We start from the raw sequence: 17335 nt of genomic DNA on the forward strand, positions 1-17335 counted from the left end.
GCGACAGACGTCAGATCAATTCTTTGCCTTCGGCATCTGCGAAACGAGCGACAGCCCGATGTCCATCCCTTCGACCTGGAAGTGCGGCACGATGAACAGCTTGATGCGGAAGAAACCCGGGTTGTCCTCGATGTCCTCGACCGTCACCTTCGCCTCACGCAGCGGATGCGACGCCTGCAACTCGTCGCCCGGGTCCTTCATCTCGGTCACGAGCCCCTTGATCCAGTTGTTCAGCTCGAGCTCGAGCAGACGACGGTCCTTGGTCGTGCCAATGTTTTCGCGCTGGATCAGCTTCAGGTAGTGCGCGATGCGCGACAGCAGGAAGATGTATGGCAGGCGCGCATTGATGCGGCTGTTCGCGGTCGCCTCCTTGGTCTCGTACAGCGCAGGCTTCTGCGTCGAGTTCGCCGAGAAGAAACAAGCGAAGTCGTGATTCTTATAGAACGACAACGGGATGAAGCCGAGATTCGCAAATTCAAACTCTCGTGTTTCCGGAATCAGCACCTCGGTCGGAATCTTCGGCTGATAGCCGGTGCCGAGGTCATACAGGTGAACCGGCAGGTCCTCGACCTTGCCGCCTGCCTGCGGCCCGCGAATCTGCACGCACCAGCCGTTGCTCACGAAGCTGCGCACCATGTTCGCCGCGAACGCGAACGACGCATTCATCCACAAGTACTTGTCGTGATCAGGGCCCTTGACGGCTTCCTCGTAGTTGAACGCCCGCACCGGCGCCGTATCCTTGCCGTACGGCAGACGGCCGAGCACGCGCGGCATCGCCAGGCCGACGTAACGCGCATCGTCGGTATCGCGGAAGCTCTTCCACTTGATGTACTCGGCGCGATCGAAGTAGTTGCCGATGTCCTGGATCGCCGCGACATCTTCCATCGACTGCTTGCCGAAGAACGCCGGACCAATCGAGCCGATGAACGGCATGTGCGCGGCAGCGGCAACCTTCGAGATATTGCGCAGCAACGCAACATCCATCGGCGAGTTGTTGAATTCGAAGTCGCTGATCATCGCGCTGATCGGCTGACCGCCCGGCGTGTCGTATTCCTCGATGTAGGTCAAACGATACAAGCCGCTCTGAATCAGCTCCGGCGTATCCTCGAAGTCGCGCTGCAGCGCGTCCTTCGATACATCCAGCACCTCGATCCTGGCGTTCTTGCGGAAATCGGTGCGGCTCACCAGCATCTTCAGGCCGCGCCAGCGCGCTTCGAGCGCCTGGAACTCCGGCGTATGCATCACGGCGTCGAGCTGGCGGCTGATCTGCCGGTCGATCTGGCCGATATGGAAGTCGAGCAGCGACTTGTCGAGCCGGTCGACCGGCTGGCTCGCACCGGCCACGAGATCGAGGAACGCGCCCATGCCGCGCGCGATCCGCTCGTCGGCGGACGCCTCGGACAGCATGTCGTTGTCGCGGAACGCCTCGAGCGGACGCGCCTCGCTGACGGGCTTCAGGTTGATCTTGCTGCATAGCGATGCATACACGCTGTCGATGTCCCCGTGTGGGGCGTCGAGCACGACTGTCTCGGGCGTGCCGGTCTGCTGCGTTTCAGTGGATTTCATCTCGTGTCCTGTCTGCGATCGAATCGCAACCTGTTTACGGAATGCGGTGAAGGCGCGCTTGGCCCGGCTCCGCTCACGCATGCCCTTCGGGCTGCGTGGCGGCGGTGGCGATCTGCGATAGTTCGCCACGCAGCTTGTCGGACAGGCGCTTGTCCTTCAGCACCTTCTCGAACTCGCGGCGGAACGTGCCGTTATCGAGGAGGTTCGATTTCAGGTCGCGCAGCAGGTTGCGCATCGCCAGCATTGCCTGCAGTTCCGGAATCTGGCGTGCGACCTGCTCGGGTTCAAAGTCCTTGATCGAGCGGAACGACAGGTTGGCCGCCAATTCCGATCCGTCGTCCGCCAACGTGTTGTCCGCGGCGATCTTCAGGTCCGGTGCATAGTCGGCGAGCACCGCGTCGAAGTTGTTCTTGTCGATGTTGACCTTCTTCCGCTCGGCAAGCGGCGCCTGCTCGCGGCCGGCGCTGAAGTCGCCCGCGACGAGCAGCTTCAGTGGCAACTCGACCTTCTTCTGGGCGCCGCCGGTGTGCAGGTCCAACGTGATCGAAACCCGGCTCTTCGGGATCTCTCTCTGAAAGCTATCCAATTCGTTCTCCTTATCTCAGGATGCTTGAAGATTCCGCAATACGCATCCACCGTCGCGGATGCACTTCGTGCGCTCAACTCATGCTCAACGCCGTCATGAAAATTTGCGAACGACTGAATCGGATATTCGAAATCACGACTCCGGATTCAGGCGCCAGAAAAATACCACGACGAATCCAGAACGGTAAACTACAATCCACAAAAAATCCAACACCAACAAAACACCGAGACGCCATTCAGACAAATCTCATTTTGCAATTCCTCGCACCCTTTTCCCCCACCCATCCAACCGGAATCTCAAATATCGATAGGCAGCCCGAAAAGCAACACACAACACCATGAAATAAAACAACATTTTCACAAACACCTGCAACAATACAATCTTAAAAAGATATTATTTTGAGACAACAAACCCTCAATCACCAGACACAACAAATCTCAAAAATACTTCAACCTTTTATCTCAAATTAATTTCCCAAAATCGAGGTATACGAAACCCGCAATTGATGTATAGAATCAGCCCCTCATAATTCCAACACTCCTATAGACCACACCATGCGGATCGAAAAACCGCTCTGGCATGAAGGGCTGATCCTGACGCAGCAGCATTTCCAGCAGCAGGAACGCTGGGCCGCCTTCGCATTGCGCCAGCTCGCGAATTCCGTCATATCGTCTCCGTGGGGAACGCTTGGCGTCGATATCGACGAAGACGCACTATCGTCAGGACGTCTGAAGCTGACGCGGCTCCAGTTGCGCCTGCCGGACGGCACCCCGATCGACACGACCGTCGCCGACACGTTGCCTCCCGCACGGGATCTGACTCACGGAATACCTTCCGACGTGCAGAGCATGGTAGTGCTCGCGGCACTGGCGCTGCCAGACGCGAACGGCGGAAACTGCCGCTTCGACGAGACGACGCTGGCCCGGCCGAAGCGGGCGTATCGCGAGTTCGTCAAGGTGATCGATCTCAACGGCGGCGGCGAATCCGAGATCGCCGCGGAACGCCACGCCGTACGCCTGCTGTTCGATTTCGAGCCGCATGACGACGATACCGTGTGCGCGATTGCGCGGCTGACACGCACGACGAATGGACAGTTCCACGTCGATCGCCGCTTCGTTCCGCCTTGCCTCACGCTGTCCGCACATGCGCGTCACGTCGAGCGAATCCATCGCCTCGCCGATATCCTCAGCGCCAAGAGCACCGTGCTCGGCGCGCGCCGCAGCGAACGGATCGAACAAGTGGCCGAGTACGGCGTCGCGGACGTCCAGCTCTTCTGGCTTCTGCATTGCATTCACAACGCGTGGCCACCACTCCGCTTTCTCGCGTCGCATCCGAGCCAGCCGACCGACCGGCTTTATCAGGTTCTGTCTCAGCTCGCGGGCGCACTGATCACGTTCTCGACGAACACCCAGCTCGCCGACATTCCCGCCTATGACCATGCCAACGCCGACGAGGTGTTCGCAAAGCTCGAGCTGCTGATCCGCGACCTGCTCGATGCGATCATTCCGTCGCGTGTCGTCTCGGTCGGACTGACGCACACGAGCCCGACGACGTGGATCGGTCGATTTCTCGACGAGCGCCTCGCCGAGGGCACGGCGGACTGGTATCTGTCCGTCATTGCCGTCATGCCCGCATTCGAACTCGTCGAACAATTCCCGCGCCTGTGCAAGGTCGGCGCCCCCGACGACGTCGAGCACATCGTCAATTCCGCCGTCGCGGGCATTCCGCTCAAGGCGGTCCAGCGCGTGCCGGGCGCCATTCCGGTCCGGCTCGACAATCACTATTTCGCGCTCGATCCGGCGGCGCCGGCACTTGCGAGAATGCTTGCCGCACGCGCCTGCCAGATCTATTTGCCCGCGTCGATCCCCGATGCATCGATCGAACTCTACGCAGTGCTGCGCTCATGAACACCATCATTTCCACGCGCGCCCAAGCAGCGCTGCTCGAGCGCGAACCTGGCTCCGGCCACGCAACCGGCACGTCGATTCGTGCGTTGCTGCGCGACACGGCTCTGCTCGTTACGCATTTATCGAACGAAGGGCAGGTCCAGAACGTCGGTGAATTGCGCCAGCTCTGCCTTCAGCTCGTCGCACAATTTTCGACCGCGCTGGACGCACTTGGCATCGCTCCGGACGTACGTGACGATGCTGCAATCGCCCAATGCGGCCTGATCGACGAGGCCGCGCTGCGGCACCTGCGCCCCAGCAACCGCGCGCAGTGGGAACAGAAGCCCTTGCAGGTGGAGCGGTACGGTATTCATGATGCGGGCGATCGCGTGTACGAGCGGATCGAATACCGGATGCGCGAGGCAGCCCCCAATGTCGAATTGCTCGAATACTACGCCGCCATTCTTGGCGTCGGATTCCGGGGCCGCCATGCGTCTCCGGCGGGCGCGACGGCGGCATCACATGATGGCGAAGCTAAACGCCGGGCCCTGATCGCGGCGCTCGCCGAGCAGATCGACCGACTACGTCCGGCAGCGCCTACGCCGTTCATGACGGATCGCTCCACGACGCGGCTGATCGACCGGCTGAAGCGGCTTTCACCCTGGGCGATCGCGGGCATCGCGTGCGCCGCTGCCACACTGACATGGCTCGTCTGGCACCAGATACTCGATGCGCAACTGGCGCACCTCATTCAGCAGGCGAAGCTGCCGTGAGTTCCGATCTGTACGCTCGGCCCGGCACGCCAGGCCCGGGGTCGCATGCTGCGCGAGCGACGCTTACGGGGCTCGGATATCCGCTGTGCACCGTCGTCACGTTAACCGCCTTGCTGGCGCTCACGGTCATATGGCTCGTCCTGCCGATCGACCGTGGTGTGGCGTGGGGATTGACTTCAGTCATCGTCGCGGCTTCGCTTCTGGCCGGTTGGCTGCACATGCGCAGGCTGGCGCGCTTGCGCGAGCAACATGCACACGTGTTGGCCCAGCTCGGCGCCGCAACCGGCGACCTCCCGGTGGGCCTCAGAACCAGAATGCCGGTCGCGCTGGTCGTCGGCGACGGTCTGGCTGCGCTCTTCGATCGCGAAGACACCATCACGCGCTACGTGCATGTCGGCAACGGCGCCATCTGGTTGCGGGTGGATCAACCCCAGGACCTGCCGCGGCTCGCCGTCGCGATCCGTCAATGGCGCGATGGACGGGCGCCCGATTGTGTCGTGCTGTCGGTCGCTCCGGCCACGCATGCGAACGGCGACCTCCTGGCACAAAGATTGCGTGTCATCCGTCAGGCGGCGGCCGATGCGTCGAAGGCGCTGGGCACGGCGTTGCCCGGCTACGTCGCGATCTATCAGCGGCTGACCGACGATCCGGCAACGAGCCGGATGCAGTCCGGCGATACGACGGCTCAATGGTACGGCGCGTCAGCCGCGTCGCCCATCGTCGACGCGCACCGCTTCGACGCCGCAATCGAGGCCGCCGAATCGGAAGTGGCCCATGCCGGCGGCAACTGCGCGACGGCGGCGCGCGCCGCCGGTCTGGCCGCCATCGTCGCCTGGACACAGCGAAACGTGTTCGATGTGCTGGCCGACCGGCGGCAGCCGGCGCCGGCGTGGCGTCTGTTCGGCGCGGGCTGGATCGATTGCGGGCCAGAAACCGGCCCCGGCAAACCGTGGGAGCGCGATGTCCGGACACGCATCGCCGTCGTGCCGCGCGCCCTTCCCGGCTCGACGGCACCGTGGCCGCTTCCCCAGCCGTTGATCGAAGCCGCGCCGCGACGAGCATGGCGTTCGCCGCGAATCGCAGCCATCGGACACGCGTTCGCGATCGTCGCCTGTGCTGCCGCCGTCGCCATCTGGGGAGCCGCGAAAAACAACGAAGCGCTTGCTACCCGCATCGGCGAGCACCTCGCACGTTACAGCTCGATTCCCGCAACCCACGACGCAGCAAAGCGCGATGCGCTGCGGGGACTGGTCGCGGATCGCGATCAATTGGATCGCTACGCGCGTACCGGCGTACCGCTCCGGCTGTCGTTCGGGATGTATCACGGTCGCAACCTGCTCTCGCCGCTCAACAAGGCCATCGCATCCTATGAGCCGCCTCCACCGCCACCGTCCGTCGTGACGCTGGACAGCATGTCGCTGTTCGACAGCGGCAAGGCGGCGCTGAAACCCGACTCGACGCGCGCGATGGTGGGTGCACTCGAACTGATCAAGGCTCATCCGCGCAAACGGATTCTCGTCGCCGGTCATACCGACGATGTCGGCAAGCCGGATCGCAACCTGAAACTCTCGGTCGATCGCGCGGCCGCCGTGCGGGACTGGCTCGTCGACGCATCCGGCATTCCGCCGACCCAGTTCGCGATCCAGGGCTATGGCGATACCCGGCCTGTCGCGAACAACGCGACACCGGAAGGCCGGGCGACGAACCGCCGCGTGGAAATCACGCTCGTGCCCGATGCTCCGGCGCACGCGCCTTCGGGAAATCCGGCGAGATAACGGCGTAGTTTGGTTCCCGAGGCGAGCACCTCGGGCTTGGCAGCGCCGGGATCCGGTTCCGGCGATTCGTAGTACGAAGAAGGAGTGAAAAAATGGCAATTCCGGCCTACATGTGGCTGAAGGACGACGGCGGTGCGGACATCAAGGGTTCGGTGACCGTGCAGGATCGCGAGGGCAGCGTCGAACTCGTCGCGTTCGACCACGGCGTCCACATTCCGACCGACGGCAATACCGGCAAGCTGACCGGCACGCGCGTCCACAAGCCGATCACGCTGACGAAGGAGACGGACGCGTCGACGCCGTACCTGTACAAGGCCGTGACGAGCGGCCAGACGCTGAAGTCGGTCGAGATCAAGTGGTACAAGATCGACGACGCGGGCAAGGAGAAGGAGTACTTCAACACGAAGCTCGACAACGTGAAGATCGTCGCGGTGAAGCCGAAGATGCTCGACATCAAGAACCCCGACTACGAGAAGCACAATCACCTCGAGGACGTCGAGCTGCGCTACGAAACCATCACGTGGTCGTACAAGGACGGCAACATCATCCACAAGGACACCTGGAACGAACGTTCCTGACGTCGTGACGGACAGGCGGAAACCGGCTGCGGCGCAACCGGATTCCGCCGGGCCGGTCGGCAAGTTCGCACTGGCCAGGCCGCCGAAAGCGGGCGTCAATGGACGCCCGCCCTTTCCTCTCCTTTTCCAGCCCTCGACATGACGCTGCGCGACGACCGAACGCCCGCCCTCCGGGACGCCACTCATCTCCTTCGCCGCCTCAATTCCCATTGCACGCGGGCGCTTGAAGCCGCCGCGAGCCTTTGCCAGACACGACTCGCGGACGAGATCGCCGTCGAGCACTGGATGCTGAAGCTGATCGAAGCGGACGACGGGGACGTGCCCGCAATCCTGCGGCACTACGATCTCGATATCGACATTGTTTGGGATGCACTGATCGAGGTGATCGACCGCATGCCGCGCACGTTGCGCGGCAAACCCGCATTGTCGCGACAGCTCGCCGCCGTCGTCGAGGATGCATGGGCGCGCGCATCGTCCGACGATCCGGACGGCACGATCCGCTCCGGCCATCTGCTGCAAGCCGTCGTCGATGCGCCGCATGTCCTGCGCACGCAGCGCGCGTGGCCGCTGCTGTCGGTCTCCAGCGCCCAGATCCGCCGCGTGCTGCCGCGTTTGGGCCGGCGGTCCAGCGAGAACGAAACTGAAGACACTGCGCCGCCGCAAGGCGATGCTGCCCGTGCGGCTCAGGTAGCCGGCCAGCAGGCGCCAACCGCCATCGCGCCGGTCCGGCACGCTCCGCAGCGCTCGATCGACGGCGACGCACTCGCACGCTTTGCACTCGACCTGACGGAAAAGGCCAGGAAGGGGGACATCGATCCCGTATTCGGGCGTGACCGCGAAATCCGGCAAATGATCGACGTGCTGGCGCGCCGTCGCAAGAACAATCCGATCCTCGTCGGCGAACCGGGCGTCGGCAAGACCGCCCTCGTCGAAGGACTTGCGCTGCGGGTAGTCGAGGGCAGCGTTCCGGGGACGATCCGGGACACGCGCATCCTGACGCTGGACCTCGGATTGTTGCAGGCCGGCGCAGGCGTCAAGGGCGAATTCGAGCAGCGGCTGAAGAACGTGATCGACGAGGTGCGCGCGTCCACCACGCCGATCCTGCTGTTCATCGACGAAGCGCACACGCTGATCGGCGCAGGGAACGCGGCCGGCGGCGCCGATGCCGCGAATCTGCTCAAGCCGGCGCTCGCGCGCGGCGAACTGCGCACGATCGCGGCCACCACGTGGGCCGAGTACAAGGCGTACTTCGAACGCGATGCGGCGCTCGAACGGCGCTTTCAGGTCGTCAAGGTCGACGAGCCGGACGATGACACAGCCTGCCTGATGCTGCGCGGGCTTGCCGACCGATACGCACGGCATCACGACGTCCATATCCGCGATCAGGCAATCGTCGCGGCCGTCAGGTTGTCGCGCCGCTATATCCCGGCTCGGCAACTGCCCGACAAAGCCGTCGACCTGATCGACACGGCGGCGGCACGCGTGCGCATGGGTCTCGACGTGCCTCCGGCCGAACTGCAGCATGCGCGCGCAACGCTGGCAGCGCTCGCACTGGAGCGCGCCGCGATCGACGCCGACACACGCGCCGGACTCCCGGACGCGACGGCGCGCCGCGAATCGATCGACGCATCGCACGATGCCGTGCACGCCATCGCCGACGCCCTGGAGCGCCAGTACGCGCGCGAGCGAGAACTCGTCGAATCACTGCGCGCCATCCGCCGTGCCCGGAATGCGCAATCCGATGCCGGGCCGACCGCGACAACGCTCCAGTCACTGTCGACCGTTCAAGGCAAGGCACCGATGATCTTTCCTGACGTCGATGCACCGGCGATCGCGCGCGTCGTCGCCGAATGGACCGGCGTGCCGGTCGGCAATCTGGTTGAAGACGAACTGCGGAGCCTGCTCACGCTCGAATCCGCGCTGGCTACGCGCGTGGTCGCGCAAGACGATGCGATCGCCGAGCTGGCGGAAAGCCTGCGCACGGCGAAGGCCGGCCTGAAAAGCGAGCACGCGCCGCTAGGCGTGTTTCTGCTCGCCGGCCCGTCCGGCGTCGGCAAGACCGAGACTGCGCTGGCGTTGGCCGACTTGCTGTTCGGCGGCGAAGCCGCGCTGACGACCATCAACATGTCCGAATACCAGGAAGCGCACACGGTATCGCAACTGAAAGGCTCGCCGCCCGGTTACGTCGGCTACGGGCGCGGCGGCATCCTGACTGAAGCCGTGCGTCAGCGGCCTTATAGCGTCGTCCTGCTCGACGAGGTCGAAAAAGCGCATCGCGACGTGCTCGACCTGTTCTACCAAGTGTTCGACCGCGGCATGATGCGCGACGGCGAAGGGCGCGAAATCGATTTCCGCAATTGCGTGATCGTGATGACGTCCAACCTCGGCAGTGCGCAGATCGGCGATGCGACGGCCGTCGATCCCGAAATCGCGCAAGTGGCGCTGGGCGAAGCCATTCATCCGCAACTGCTTGCACACTTCCAGCCCGCGCTGCTCGCACGCTTCCAGACGCTGGTTTATCGGCCGCTCGACGCTACGGCGCTTGCGTCTATCGTGCGGATCAAGCTTGCCAAGGTTGCCGAACGTCTGCATCGGCAACACGCCGTGACGCTGAAGTGTGCGGACGACCTGATCGATTCGATCTCGCAGCATTGCGTATCGCGCGAGTCCGGTGCACGCAACGTCGATGCGTTCATCAACCAGCGCATTCTGCCGACCGTTTCGCGTCAGCTGCTGACGCGCATGGCGTCAGGCATCACGCCGCACGCAATCGGCCTTTCTGCGGACACGGACGGCAAGATGACGATCGATTTCGTCGATGCGCCGTTGCCGGTCGATGTCGATCCTGCATCGCGGAACTTCGCATGACCGCCGGCCCGTCTCTCTATGACATGCTGCTCGGCCAGATCGGCGGCGAGCCGATCGACGCGTACGACGACAGGACGCTCGAATGCCTGAGCGTCCAGCAGAACGTGCGACGCATCCTGAATACGCGCGTCGGCGCGCTCAAGCATCTGCCCGACTATGGGCTGCCCGACCTGACCAACATCTACAAGGCACTCCCGGCATCGGCGCACGTCCTCAAGCAGCAAATGGAAGCGACGCTCTTGAGATACGAGCCTCGAATTCGATCGATCGACGTCGAGATCATCGACAACCAGGATCCGGGAATCCTGGTCAGCTTCGAGATGACGTGTCATCTGAAGAACGCGGGTCTCGTCCGGTTCGGCACGTACTTCGAGCCGCCCGACCGCCTGCGTGTCGAGCGGCGCCTGCGCGACAGGCATTGATCGGGCGTCAACGCCCCGCCCCATCGACATGCGCCGCGAACCCCACCTTCTCCGGCGCGATATCTTCCTTCAGCGTCAACGCCGGAATCTCGTAGTCCCCCGCGTTCTGCCTTCGGAACGGAATCGGCGGCGTCGCCCACAGGCTGTCGAGGCGTTCGCCGAGCGCATTGCGCGTCTGCGCAAACCGCGCGTCGTCCATCTTCCCCGACCGGTAGATCACGAACGGCGGCAGCACGTCGAACCCCGGGTAATACAGGATCCCGTGCTGAATCGGAAACAGCACGTCGTCGATCGGCCCGTTGATGCCGCGCGGGCTGTAGTGCGATTCCCAGCCGCCCGTCGTGACGACCAGCATCGCACGCTTGCCCGCGAGCGACCCTTCGCCGTACCGGACGCCCCAACGCGTGTCCGAGTGCTCGCCGACGCCGTACGCGAACCCGTACGCATAAACGCGTTCCACCCAGCCCTTCATGATCGCCGGCATCGAGAACCACCACATCGGAAACTGCAGGATCACCGCATCGGCCCACGTCAGCTTCGCCTGTTCGCGCGCGATGTCGTCGCGTTGCGTCCCTTGCGCGAATGCGCGCTTCGAGTCGAGCGACGGATCGAAACGCGCGCCGGGCGGCCGGTCCGTGACGTCGTCCGCGTCGAGCGTCGTCTTCCAGTTCATCGCATACAGGTCGGACACCTGTACCGCATGGCCGGCAGCCTCGAGACGCTGCACGGCGAAATCCCGCAGCGCGCCGTTCAGCGACCGCGGCTCGGGATGGGCATAGACGATCAGCACATTCATTTGCCAGACACTCCGTTGCTTGAATGTCGGCAGGATGCCGCGCCGCCAGGTATATTGGAAATGAATTTCCGGAATTCCAGGTATAGCGATGAACAATCTCAGACGACTGGACCTGAACCTGCTCGTCACGCTCGACGTGCTGCTGTCCGAGCACAACGTCACGCGCGCGGCCGAGAAGCTGAGCATGTCGCAGCCGTCGGTCAGCGTGCAGCTGCAGAAGCTGCGCGACGTGTTCGGCGATCCGCTGCTGCTGCCCGGCCCGCGCGGGATGCGGCCGACCGCGCGCGCCGAGGCGCTGCGCGAACCGCTGCGGGAAGCGCTCGACGCGGTCGAACGCGCGGTGCTGCCCGCCACGCCGTTCGATCCTGCGACCGCGACGCACACCTGGAACGTGGCCGCCACCGACTACGGCGAATCGACGATCGTGCTGCCGGCACTGAGCACGCTGCGTTCCGCCGCGCCCGGCACGCGGCTCGCGGTCGTCGAGCTCGCGCCGCCGCGCATCGAGAAGCAGGCGGAACGCGGCGAGATCGACCTGGCGTTTCACACGACCGAAGGTTCGCCGGCGGGCATGCGGCGTCTGCCGCTGTTCGTCGAACGCTACGTGCTCGTCGGCCGCGCCGGGCATCCGAGGCTGAAGCGCCGGCCCACGCTCGCGCAGTTCAGCGCGCTCGAGCACGTGATCATGTCGCCCGATGGCGGCGGCTTCGTCGGCGTGACGGACGAAGCGCTCGCGAAGCGCGGCGCCACGCGCCGCGTCGTGCTCTCCGTGCCGCATTTCCTGTTCGTGATGTCGGCCGTCGCGAACACCGACCTCGTCGCGATGCTGCCCGAGCGTCTCGTGCGCGACGCGCCCGCGCTGCGGGTCGTCGACGCGCCGGTCGAGGTGCCCGGCTATGAAATGTCGATGCTGTGGCACGAACGCTCGCATCGCGATCCGGCGCACCGGTGGCTGCGCGAAACGATCGCGGCATCGGTCTGAAACCGGACGCGTTGCCGACAGCCGTCGCCAGTCACTCCGGCAAATCCGTTCGATTCAGGGCTTGAAACCAATCGAACTACTGTATATATTTACAGTGCTTTTGGCCATATGACCCGATTTCAGTCACATTCGACGAACGGACTTTGTGAGGCGACCATGTTCCAGCCAACCGCTTTCGATCCCGAACAACCCGGCTTCAATCCCGTCCACTTCGAGCGCGCCGCGCGGCAAGCGGTCGTCGACCTGCAACGCGTCGTCGGCGGGCCCGCACAGCGCGCGCTCGGCCTGCGCCGGCGCAGCCACCCGGCCGCGGTCCGCACGCTCAGCTGGCAGGCGCTGCTCGACGTCGAGGACCTGGCGTTCTCCAACGCGGGGTTTCTGAACCGGAACGATCCGACGGTGGTCGACGCATTCATCCGGCTGCGCGACAGCCGGATGGTGGCCATGGATGTCGAGGAGCCGGTCGACTGGCGGCGCGACGACGACGACCTGCCGGCCGTCTACCTGATCGTGCGGGCCATGATCGAGGCCGAAGCGGAGGAACGGGCCGAAGCCGCGTAACCCGTTCACAGCTCGGCTCACAGCCGCGCCGCCAGCCGCGCGCCCTGATCGATCGCGCGCTTCGCGTCGAGCTCGGCGGCCAGTTCCGCGCCGCCGATCAGGTGCACCGCGCGCCCCGCCGCCTGCAGCGGCTCGACAAGCGCGCGCTGCGGCTCCTGGCCGGCGCACAGCACGATCGTATCGACCTCGATCAGCTCCGGATCGGTGCGCTTCTCGCCGTACGACACGTGCAGCCCGCGCGCATCGATCCGCTCGTAGTTCACGCCGCCGATCATCTTCACCTGCTTCATCTTCAGCGTCGCGCGGTGGATCCAGCCGGTCGTCTTGCCGAGCCCCTTGCCGAGCGGCGCGGCCTTGCGCTGCAGCAGCGTCACCTCGCGGGCCGGCGGCGTCGCCTGCGCACGCGTCACGCCGCCGCGCGTCGCGGCCGGATCGGTCACGCCCCACTCCGCCTTCCATTCGTCGAGATCGAGCGCCGGCGACACGCCGTCCTGCACCAGGAACTCGGCGACGTCGAAGCCAATCCCGCCCGCGCCGACCACCGCGACCCGCTTGCCGACCGGCCGGTTGCCCGCGAGCACGTCGATGTAGCTGAGCACGTTCGGCCCGTCCTGCCCCGGAATCTTCGGATCGCGCGGCGACACGCCGGTCGCGAGCACGATCTCGTCGTAGCCGCCCGCGATCAAGTCGTTCGCGTCGACACGCCGGTTCAGGTGCAGCGCGACGCCCGTCAGCTCGATCTGGCGACGGAAATAGCGCAGCGCTTCATGAAATTCCTCCTTGCCCGGAATCCGCTTCGCCATGTTGAACTGGCCACCGATGTCCGCTGCCGCGTCGAACAGGTCGACGCGATGGCCGCGCTGCGCGAGCACGGTCGAGCATGCAAGCCCGGCCGGCCCCGCGCCGACCACCGCGATGCGCTTCGCCTTCGGCGCCGGCGCGTACGTCAATTCCGTCTCATGGCACGCGCGCGGGTTCAGCAGGCATGACGCGATCCGGTTCTTGAACGCATGATCGAGGCATGCCTGGTTGCAGCCGATGCAGGTGTTGATCTCGTCGGCGCGGCCCCGTGCGGCCTTGTTCACGAACTCGGCATCGGCGAGCAGCGGGCGCGCCATCGACACCATGTCCGCGCAGCCGTCCGCGAGGATCTGCTCGGCGACTTCCGGCCGGTTGATCCGGTTGGTCGTCACGAGCGGAATGCCGACCTCGCCCTTCATCTTCTTCGTCACCCACGCGAACGCGCCGCGCGGCACCGACGTCGCGATCGTCGGCACGCGCGCTTCGTGCCAGCCGATCCCCGTGTTGATGATCGTCGCGCCCGCGCGCTCGACGGCCTTCGCGAGCTGCACGACCTCGCTCCAGTCGCTGCCGTCCGGGATCAGGTCGAGCATCGACAGCCGGTAGATCAGGATGAAGTCGCGGCCGGCCGCCTCGCGGGTGCGCTCGATGATCTCGATCGGCAGCCGGATGCGGTTCTCGTACGCGCCGCCCCACTGGTCGGTGCGCTTGTTGGTATGCATCGAGATGAACTGGTTGATCAGGTAGCCCTCGGACCCCATGATCTCGACGCCGTCGTAACCCGCTTCGCGCGCCAGCTTCGCGCAGCGCACGAACGCGCGGATCTGCCGCTCGACGCCGCGCGCGCTCAGTTCGTGCGGCGTAAACGGCGAGATCGGCGACTTGATCTTCGACGGCGCCACCGCGAACGGGTGATAGCCGTAGCGGCCGGTATGGAGGATCTGCAACGCGATCTTGCCGCCCTCGGCGTGCACGGCGCGGGGAATCGCGCGGTGCCGGCGTGCGGCCCCCGACGTCATCAGCGTGCCGCCGAACGGCTTGGTCCAGCCGGCCACGTTCGGCGCGAAGCCGCCGGTGACCATCAGGCCGACGCCTCCGCGCGCGCGTTCCGCGAAGTATTCGGCGAGCCGCGGCAGGGTCTTGCGGCTGTCCTCGAGGCCCGTGTGCATCGAGCCCATCAGCACGCGGTTCTTCAGCGTCGTGAAACCGAGGTCGAGCGGGGCAAGCAGGTGGGGAAACGATGTCGTCATGATGGTGTGGCCGGAAAAGCGGTGAGCGTCATCGTAGAGCGCGCGCGACGTTGAACGTGAGGGGGCAAACAGCCATAATGCTTGTCATTTCCGGCCAAAGAGACATGACTTCCCCGCTTGCCAAGGACCGCCTCGGGCTGCGCCGGCCGACGATTCCGGTCGCCTATCCGCGCCTGCTGCTGCAGGTGCTCGACGCGCGCGGCGTCGACCTCGCCGCGGTGCGCGCCGGCACGGGCCTGCGCGACGCGGTGCTGGCCGAGCCGGACGCGCGCGTCGCGCCGTCGCAATGGGGGCGGCTCGTGCTGAACGCGATCGAAATCGGCGGCGATCCGGGCATCGGTCTCGCGTTCGGGCTGCAGCTCAAGCCGACCGTGCACGGCTTTCTCGGCTACGCGACGCTGACCGCGCGGGACATCCGCGCGTCGCTGCAGGTGACGATCCGCTACTTCCGGATGCGCAACCGCCAATATCGTCTGACCTATGCCGAGGACGCGCACGGCGCGACGCTCGAACTGCACGGCGTGCAGGCGAGCCCCGTGCTGCAGCATCACGTGATGTTCGAATTCGTGCTGACCGGGCTCGCGCAGAACATCGCACAACTGTCCGGGCGCGCGTCGCCGGACATCGCGCTGCAGTTCGCGTGGCCGGAGCCCGCCTACTTCGCCCGTTACCGCGACCCGTTGCCGCCGGTGCGCTTCGGCTGCGCGGCCAACGCGCTGTGGATCGCGCGCGACGTGCTGGACTGGCCGCTGCCGCTGGCCGACGAGGTCGCGCACCGGCAGGCGCTGGTGCAGGTCGAGCGGGAATACGCGCAAGTCCGACAGGAGGAAGGCGATCTCGTCGAGCGCGTGCGGGCGGAGCTGGCGCGCGCGGCCGGCGGCTATCCGGGGCCGGAGACGCTCGCGCAGCAGCTGCTCGTGTCGACCCGCACGCTCAGGCGGCGGCTCGAGGAAGCCGGCGCGAGCTACCGGCAATTGCTCGACGAGGCGCGCTGTCGGGATGCGAAGCAGTTGCTCGCGGCGTCGGATCTCGACCTGAAGACGATTGCCGAGCGCCTGCTGTTCACCGACCCGGCGAATTTCACGCGCGCATTCCGGCGCTGGGCCGGGCAGACGCCGAGCGCGTATCGGGAGGCGGCCGCCGGGCTGGCCGGCACGGCCCGGCATCGCGAACGCGAAGGCGCGTGAGACGTTGCGCCCGGCGGGCGGGCCGCACGCTTCGCGCCGCCCGCGCCCGTCGCGCGCTACTGCGCCGGCACCATTTGCATGTTCCTGAACGTGAAGGTCGTCGTCGGCGCTTCGGTCAGATCACCGTGCTTCGTGAACGCATAGGTCGCGGAGACGCCGTTGTACGAAGCCGCACGCAATGCCTGCACCAGCTTCGCGGGATCGGTCGTCTGCGCGGACGCCATCGTGTTCGCCAGCAGCAGCATCCCGTCGTAATAGGTGATGCCGTAGGTCTGCGGTTCGGTCTTGAATCGCGCCTTGTATCGTGCGACGTAGTGCCTGCCTTGCGGCGTGCCGTCGAGCCCCGTGCCGCTCATCGCGCAGAAGACGTTCTGCGACGCCGCCTGCGCGACCTTGCCCATGTCGTCGGAGCAGATGCCGTCGCCGCCCAGCAGCTTCGCGCGCACGCCGCGCTGCATCATCTGCCTTGCCATCGGCGCCGCCTGCGGCGTATAGCCGCCGAAGAAGATGACGTCAGGATTCTTCGCCTTGATCGTCGTCAGGATGCCGAGGAAATCGTTCGCCTGCGAATGGGTGAACTCCCGCGCGACGACCTGCAGCCCGAGCGATCGGGCCTTCTCGATGAACTCGTCGGCAAGCCCCTGCCCGTAAGCGGTGCGATCGTCGATCACGGCGGCCGTCTTCGCATCGAGCTTTCGGACGGCGAACACCGCCATCGACGCGCCGAGCACCGAGTCGCTCGCGCCGGTACGGAAGATGTTGTCGTAGCCGAGCTTCGTGAGTTGCGGATTCGACGCGACCGTCAGCATCGGGACACGCGCCGCGCTCGTCAGGCGCGCGACCGGAATCGCGACGCCCGAATTCTGCGGCCCGAGAAACGCGGCCGGCCGCTGATCGAGCAGCCGCTGCGCGACCTGAACGCCCGTCTTCGGGTCGGCCTGGTCGTCCTCCGACAGCATCTGGAACCGGATCGGCTGCCCGCCCACCGTGATCGGCTTCTGGTTCAGCATTTCGATGGCCAGCCGCAGCCCGTTCTCGTCGTCCTTCCCGCTGACGGCCTGCGGACCGCTCAGCGGCCCGGACAGCGCGATCCTGACGACCTGCTCCGCATGCGCGGCGCCGATCACGCTCCCGCCCAGGGCAAGCGATGCGATTGCGATTTTCAGCTTCATGAAGTCTCCTCGTCTATTGCCCGCTACCCCGCGAGCCAGGGTGGGTGGATACCCGACGATCGCCACATTGATATGGTGTACTAATGTATTGGCAGACGCCGACAGCCGCGAACCGCGACCTCGGCAAACGCC

The 17335-nt window shown here is 65.4% G+C and carries 14 protein-coding genes; 9 read left to right on the top strand and 5 right to left on the bottom strand.

What is annotated here, in order from left to right; genetic code table 11:
- Window positions 1-15 precede the first annotated feature (15 nt).
- The gene (gene tssC / locus ACFIMZ_RS30885) at window positions 16-1566 is read right to left on the bottom strand and encodes a type VI secretion system contractile sheath large subunit (protein WP_431823238.1); all 1551 of its coding nucleotides are present in this window, start codon (window positions 1564-1566) and stop codon (window positions 16-18) included.
- Between the two features lie 73 nt (window positions 1567-1639).
- Window positions 1640-2152 carry a type VI secretion system contractile sheath small subunit gene (tssB, locus tag ACFIMZ_RS30890; protein WP_431823239.1) on the bottom strand — a complete coding sequence of 171 codons (513 nt, stop codon included), beginning with the start codon at window positions 2150-2152 and terminating at the stop codon, window positions 1640-1642.
- A gap of 554 nt (window positions 2153-2706) precedes the next feature.
- Here tssB and tssK point away from each other — a divergent pair.
- From tssK to tssE, 6 genes are all read left to right on the top strand, one after another.
- Window positions 2707-4059: a type VI secretion system baseplate subunit TssK gene (gene tssK / locus ACFIMZ_RS30895; protein WP_431823240.1), complete on the top strand. Its 1353-nt coding sequence runs from the start codon at window positions 2707-2709 to the stop codon at window positions 4057-4059.
- The gene (locus tag ACFIMZ_RS30900; protein ID WP_431823241.1) at window positions 4056-4811 is read left to right on the top strand and encodes a DotU family type IV/VI secretion system protein; all 756 of its coding nucleotides are present in this window, start codon (window positions 4056-4058) and stop codon (window positions 4809-4811) included. Before tssK ends, ACFIMZ_RS30900 begins: the two co-directional genes overlap by 4 nt.
- The gene (locus tag ACFIMZ_RS30905; RefSeq protein ID WP_431823242.1) at window positions 4808-6586 is read left to right on the top strand and encodes an OmpA family protein; all 1779 of its coding nucleotides are present in this window, start codon (window positions 4808-4810) and stop codon (window positions 6584-6586) included. The genes ACFIMZ_RS30900 and ACFIMZ_RS30905 overlap by 4 nt, the downstream gene beginning before the upstream one ends.
- A 92-nt stretch (window positions 6587-6678) precedes the next feature.
- Entirely contained in the window at window positions 6679-7164 is a 486-nt protein-coding gene (locus ACFIMZ_RS30910) for an Hcp family type VI secretion system effector (protein WP_006479553.1), read from the top strand.
- A gap of 138 nt (window positions 7165-7302) precedes the next feature.
- A complete protein-coding gene (gene tssH / locus ACFIMZ_RS30915; protein ID WP_431823243.1) occupies window positions 7303-10032 on the top strand; it encodes a type VI secretion system ATPase TssH in 2730 nt (909 codons plus the stop codon).
- Entirely contained in the window at window positions 10029-10454 is a 426-nt protein-coding gene (tssE, locus tag ACFIMZ_RS30920) for a type VI secretion system baseplate subunit TssE (RefSeq protein WP_431823244.1), read from the top strand. The genes tssH and tssE overlap by 4 nt, the downstream gene beginning before the upstream one ends.
- 7 nt (window positions 10455-10461) lie before the next feature.
- Here tssE and ACFIMZ_RS30925 read toward each other — a convergent pair whose 3' ends face one another.
- Window positions 10462-11250, bottom strand: a complete 789-nt coding sequence (locus ACFIMZ_RS30925; RefSeq protein ID WP_431823245.1) for an NAD(P)H-dependent oxidoreductase — start codon at window positions 11248-11250, stop codon at window positions 10462-10464.
- Between the two features lie 88 nt (window positions 11251-11338).
- Between ACFIMZ_RS30925 and ACFIMZ_RS30930 the strand changes: the two genes are divergently transcribed.
- Together ACFIMZ_RS30930 and ACFIMZ_RS30935 are read left to right on the top strand one after the other, a co-directional pair.
- Complete coding sequence (locus tag ACFIMZ_RS30930) at window positions 11339-12232, top strand: LysR family transcriptional regulator (RefSeq protein ID WP_431823246.1); 894 nt, start codon at window positions 11339-11341, stop codon at window positions 12230-12232.
- Window positions 12233-12388: 156 nt separating this feature from the next.
- Window positions 12389-12793, top strand: a complete 405-nt coding sequence (locus ACFIMZ_RS30935) for a DUF2471 family protein (RefSeq protein WP_431823247.1) — start codon at window positions 12389-12391, stop codon at window positions 12791-12793.
- A 17-nt stretch (window positions 12794-12810) separates the two neighbouring features.
- Here the strand turns inward: ACFIMZ_RS30935 and ACFIMZ_RS30940 are convergent, their stop codons facing one another.
- Complete coding sequence (locus tag ACFIMZ_RS30940; RefSeq protein ID WP_431823248.1) at window positions 12811-14844, bottom strand: FAD-dependent oxidoreductase; 2034 nt, start codon at window positions 14842-14844, stop codon at window positions 12811-12813.
- Window positions 14845-14921: 77 nt separating this feature from the next.
- On the opposite strand from ACFIMZ_RS30940, the gene ACFIMZ_RS30945 reads away from it, so the two are divergent.
- Window positions 14922-16031 carry an AraC family transcriptional regulator ligand-binding domain-containing protein gene (locus ACFIMZ_RS30945; RefSeq protein ID WP_431823249.1) on the top strand — a complete coding sequence of 370 codons (1110 nt, stop codon included), beginning with the start codon at window positions 14922-14924 and terminating at the stop codon, window positions 16029-16031.
- A gap of 56 nt (window positions 16032-16087) precedes the next feature.
- Here ACFIMZ_RS30945 and ACFIMZ_RS30950 read toward each other — a convergent pair whose 3' ends face one another.
- A complete protein-coding gene (locus ACFIMZ_RS30950) occupies window positions 16088-17203 on the bottom strand; it encodes a branched-chain amino acid ABC transporter substrate-binding protein (RefSeq protein WP_431823250.1) in 1116 nt (371 codons plus the stop codon).
- Window positions 17204-17335: the final 132 nt, after the last annotated feature.

Origin of the sequence: Burkholderia sp. F1 (assembly GCF_050813845.1) — a bacterium.
Classification (GTDB): Bacteria; Pseudomonadota; Gammaproteobacteria; order Burkholderiales; family Burkholderiaceae; genus Burkholderia; species Burkholderia ubonensis.

Coding starts and splice junctions, on each gene's coding strand:
- tssC (WP_431823238.1), bottom strand. CDS start 1,566: ATGAAATCCACTGAAACGCAGCAGACCGGCACGCCCGAGACAGTCGTG.
- tssK (WP_431823240.1), top strand. CDS start 2,707: ATGCGGATCGAAAAACCGCTCTGGCATGAAGGGCTGATCCTGACGCAG.
- ACFIMZ_RS30900 (WP_431823241.1), top strand. CDS start 4,056: ATGAACACCATCATTTCCACGCGCGCCCAAGCAGCGCTGCTCGAGCGC.
- ACFIMZ_RS30910 (WP_006479553.1), top strand. CDS start 6,679: ATGGCAATTCCGGCCTACATGTGGCTGAAGGACGACGGCGGTGCGGAC.
- tssH (WP_431823243.1), top strand. CDS start 7,303: ATGACGCTGCGCGACGACCGAACGCCCGCCCTCCGGGACGCCACTCAT.
- tssE (WP_431823244.1), top strand. CDS start 10,029: ATGACCGCCGGCCCGTCTCTCTATGACATGCTGCTCGGCCAGATCGGC.
- ACFIMZ_RS30925 (WP_431823245.1), bottom strand. CDS start 11,250: ATGAATGTGCTGATCGTCTATGCCCATCCCGAGCCGCGGTCGCTGAAC.
- ACFIMZ_RS30930 (WP_431823246.1), top strand. CDS start 11,339: ATGAACAATCTCAGACGACTGGACCTGAACCTGCTCGTCACGCTCGAC.
- ACFIMZ_RS30935 (WP_431823247.1), top strand. CDS start 12,389: ATGTTCCAGCCAACCGCTTTCGATCCCGAACAACCCGGCTTCAATCCC.
- ACFIMZ_RS30940 (WP_431823248.1), bottom strand. CDS start 14,844: ATGACGACATCGTTTCCCCACCTGCTTGCCCCGCTCGACCTCGGTTTC.
- ACFIMZ_RS30945 (WP_431823249.1), top strand. CDS start 14,922: ATGCTTGTCATTTCCGGCCAAAGAGACATGACTTCCCCGCTTGCCAAG.
- ACFIMZ_RS30950 (WP_431823250.1), bottom strand. CDS start 17,203: ATGAAGCTGAAAATCGCAATCGCATCGCTTGCCCTGGGCGGGAGCGTG.